Origin of the sequence: Nostoc cf. edaphicum LEGE 07299 (genome assembly GCF_015207245.1) — a bacterium.
GTDB classification, from domain to species: domain Bacteria; phylum Cyanobacteriota; class Cyanobacteriia; order Cyanobacteriales; family Nostocaceae; genus Nostoc; species Nostoc edaphicum_B.
This window is the reverse complement of sequence record NZ_JADEXF010000599.1, coordinates 1-3,778: the sequence shown is the minus strand read 5'-3', so window position 1 is coordinate 3,778 and position 3,778 is coordinate 1. Positions and strand designations below refer to the sequence as shown.

The 3,778-nt window shown below is 38.7% G+C and carries 2 protein-coding genes and 1 pseudogene; 2 read left to right on the top strand and 1 reads right to left on the bottom strand.

What is annotated here, in order from left to right:
- Positions 1 to 64 precede the first annotated feature (64 nt).
- Together IQ229_RS17490 and IQ229_RS17485 are read left to right on the top strand one after the other, a co-directional pair.
- Positions 65 to 838: pseudogene (locus IQ229_RS17490) on the top strand (fatty acid desaturase); the annotation flags it as partial.
- Between the two features lie 89 nt (positions 839 to 927).
- Entirely contained in the window at positions 928 to 2,730 is a 1,803-nt protein-coding gene (locus IQ229_RS17485; RefSeq protein ID WP_194045879.1) for an NAD(P)/FAD-dependent oxidoreductase, read from the top strand.
- 360 nt (positions 2,731 to 3,090) lie between these two features.
- On the opposite strand, the gene IQ229_RS17480 is transcribed toward IQ229_RS17485, so the two are convergent.
- Entirely contained in the window at positions 3,091 to 3,582 is a 492-nt protein-coding gene (locus IQ229_RS17480; protein ID WP_194045877.1) for a YajQ family cyclic di-GMP-binding protein, read from the bottom strand.
- Between the last annotated feature and the right edge of the window lie 196 nt (positions 3,583 to 3,778).

Here is a 3,778-nt window from a genome sequence, read left to right as displayed (position 1 = left end):
GGGCAATTATTGCTATAACTATTTGGTTGGCAGGATATGTAAATAATCTGTTGTTTATGGTCTTGCAATTTTCATAATTGGAACAAGGCAGCATGCCTTGGGTGTATTGGGCCATGAAGGTGTTCATAATCTAATTTCCAAAAATCGAAAAATTAACGATGGAATAGCAAATATTTTCTGTGCATGGCCTATTTCTTTCAATGTAGAGAGCTTTCGGGCATTGCATATAGAACACCATAAACATCTAGGTACAGAGAATGATTCAGAACTTCAATATTTAACAAATTTTGATGTCCCAACTAATAAGCTAAAAGTATTACGTATATTTTTACTTAATTTTTGCGGATTGGGATTTCTTAAAGTTCTGAAATTTTTATATATTTTTAGGCCGAAAACCCTAAAAAGTTCCATAGGGCCAATCTTAACCACATTTATATTTTTGGCTGTTGGCTTTTACACAAATCAACTTTGGATACCGTTAATTTGGTATCTTTCCTTAGCTACGTCATTTTGGGCTGTATTTAATGTCAGACCTTGGTTTGAACATATTGGAGTTGAAAACGAAGATAATTCACTTACCCAACGCTTTAAACCTAGCCTACTGGAACAATTTATCTTTTTTCCCCATAATTTTTGGTTACATTATGAACACCATAAATGGCCAAATGTACCTTTTTATGATTTACCACTAAAGAGAGTAGCTGACAACACCATACCAGTTTTGACAACAATGGAAGCCTTGAATAAATTATGTAATCCTCCAACTCAGCAACTAATAAATTCTGGAAATAACAGTGAGCCTATTGAAGTACAACTCACTTCTGTGAAAGCTAATTAAATTGAATTACAAAAAATTAGTTTTATTCACATCTTGCACTTAGTAAAAATTTTGAAATATTCCACTACTATTCACTTCAGGAATAACTAATGAACACTTCTACTCAAACACTAGAATACGACGTTGTAATCATCGGTGCAGGATTCGCAGGTGTGTGCCAAGCCCGTCATCTATTACTCAAAATCCCTAATATTCGGGTTGCTATAGTTGATTCTCGTCCCGAAGAACCGAAAAGAACAGATCACCGGCTTGGTGAATCTACAGTCGAAATTGCCGCTATGTTTCTGTTTCGAGAGTTAGGTTTGCAAGAGTATATGATTGAAAATCATACACCAAAGTCAGGATTGAATTTTCACTGGCCTAAAAACCCAAATAAAACAGAATCGATGAGCGATTATTATACCACTTGGGTTAATCGGCAACTTCACCTCCCATCTTTTCATATCAATCGCGCTAAATTTGACCGAGACGTGCTGGAAATGAATAAGCAGATGGGAGCTACCTATTATAGTGGTCGCGTGCTTGATGTAGAATTAGCACCAAAAGATGCAATCAAAACCATAAAAGTCAAAACTAGCGGTGAATATTTAGAACTCAAAGCCAAACATATTATTGATGCTGCTGGTCGCAAGTTTATTATTGGACGCAAAACAGATAATCTGATCTTTGATAAAAAGGAACTTTATGGAATTGATACTGGATCTGCATGGGTGTGGGTTAGAAATGTAGACCGTAAGATATTCGATAACGGTTTACATGGTAATGAAACACTTGCTAGCCGTTATTACGCTACTAATCACTGGATGGGAACTGGTCATTGGTTGTGGATGATTCCTTTAGATAAAGATACTATGGATTTATCAGTAGGAGTTGTTCACCACAATGACGCGATCTCTGCTTCGCAAGTTAATACTGAAGAAAAGTTTTATGCCTTTCTCAAAGCCAATCATAATGTTCTGTATCAACTTCTGAAGAGTGGCGAACACTTAGAGTTTCATTATTTGCCAAGGTTAGCTCACAGAAGTAAAACAATTCTTTCTGATGATAATTGGTATGTAATTGGTGATGCTGCTTGCATTTTTGATGCTCTTTATAGCTTGGGATCAACAATGATTGCAATGGCTGTTGAGAGTGTAACCGAAGTGATAAGTGCTAAGTTGGCTGGTGAAAGTGATGCAGAGGAAAAACGAGTAGCTTATAACAATTTCAATCTTTTATTCCAACGTAATGTTAATCTTCTTGTCAGCAATCATCCCAAACAATTGGGTAACGCTAGTGTGATGAGCTGGCGTGTATATTCAGATCCAATGTGGTGGTTTGGTGTTTTGGTGCCAATGTACATAGGTAAATGGCATTTAGATTTAAAGTTCATCTCTATGGCTACCGATGTTGTAGAGGAGAACATGAACTTTTTCTTGGATGTGTATAAACAGCTGAATGAATTGGCAGAAAAAGGAGCCAATATTGGTTTTATGGATCAGTTGCGTGCCGATCAGTTGATTGGACACTATTACACAGGTAAATTATTTGATAAACACTTCCTGGAAAATGCCAAGTTAGAACCTCGACGCACCAATGTTTTTACTGGCATCAAAGCTACTGCATTTTATACGGCTGCTTGGTATACGAAGTTGCAATGGAAAGCTTTTGGTTTAAAAGGACTATTAGCACCGCGCAGCTTATATCATATCTTTCGCTTCCTGATCTTATCGAGAAAGTTAGCGATCGCAGATTTGATTTTTCGCTTTCAGACTCGAAATTTACCCTACAACAGCCATGTTGCTAAATTGCGTCAAGAATTTAAGAGCTATCAATATCAACCTGAGCTACCAAATTGGCATGAAGAAGTTAAAGCTGAAGTTGATAAACGGGTAATTGAAATGGTGAGATAGTGCTTCCCGGATTTCTCACAAGTGAGAAATCCGGGTATTGCCAGGGCAAACGCGTCAAGGCACATAGGCAGATTCTGGAGCTAAATACAGGTGGTCGCGGACAAAATGAGCGAACGTACAGATATAAAGCAGTTATCTGAGCCTCCGGCATTTCAAAGAAGTATTAGCGGACGGGCTTGAAATAATTCGTAATGACGCTCCTGCGTCGCTCTAAGCGTTCGCGGTAGCGTCTCGTAGAGAAGCTATGCCGTTGGCGTTAGCGCAGCGTGTCGCAGACAAGCCTCTCGTAGAGAAGGCTTACGCTGCGCTAACGTAATTCGTAATTCGTAATTTAATTCTTAACTACGAATTACGAATCTGTTAACGATAATTTGTAAATTGCAAAGCAACTGGGTAATCTTCTTGTTTCAGACGCTGCATTACAACTTGCAAGTCATCTTTAGATTTAGCAGAAACCCGCACAGCATCCCCTTGAATTGAGGCTTGTACCTTTTTGAATTCGTCGCGGATCAATTTGGAAATTTGTTTGGCGATTTCCTGACTAATGCCTTTTTTGAGTTTGATTTCTTGACGCACGCGATTACCACTGGCTGATTCAACTTTGCCAAAATCAAAGATTTTCTGGGAGAGGTTACGCTTGGCAGCTTTTTCTCGCAGAATGTTGTGTACAGAATCTAAGGTAAACTCGCTGTCAGTACTAACGTTAATGCTTTCTTCAACTAGCTCGACAGTAGTTTGAGTGTCTTTGAGGTCGTAACGACCTTTAATGTCTCGTATAACTTGATCGACAGCGTTAACCAACTCTTGGCGGTCAAAGTCGCTCACAATGTCAAAAGAAAAAGTAGAAGCCATAAAACATTTTGGATTTTAGATTTTGGGTTTTAGATTGGGGAGGTGAAAGTTGAGTTTAATAAGTTGGGAGTGGGGATTGACAAGAGACAAGGTAGAGGGGGAAGTAAATTCTTTCTTATCTCCTTTGTCCCCTTTGTCTCCCTGATCTCCCTTGCCCTCCTGATCTCCCCAGACTCCCCACTCCCCAATTAACTAC

Excerpts from the sequence above, each read along its gene's own strand:
- IQ229_RS17485 (WP_194045879.1), top strand. The coding sequence starts at position 928 with ATGAACACTTCTACTCAAACACTAGAATACGACGTTGTAATCATCGGT.
- IQ229_RS17480 (WP_194045877.1), bottom strand. The coding sequence starts at position 3,582 with ATGGCTTCTACTTTTTCTTTTGACATTGTGAGCGACTTTGACCGCCAA.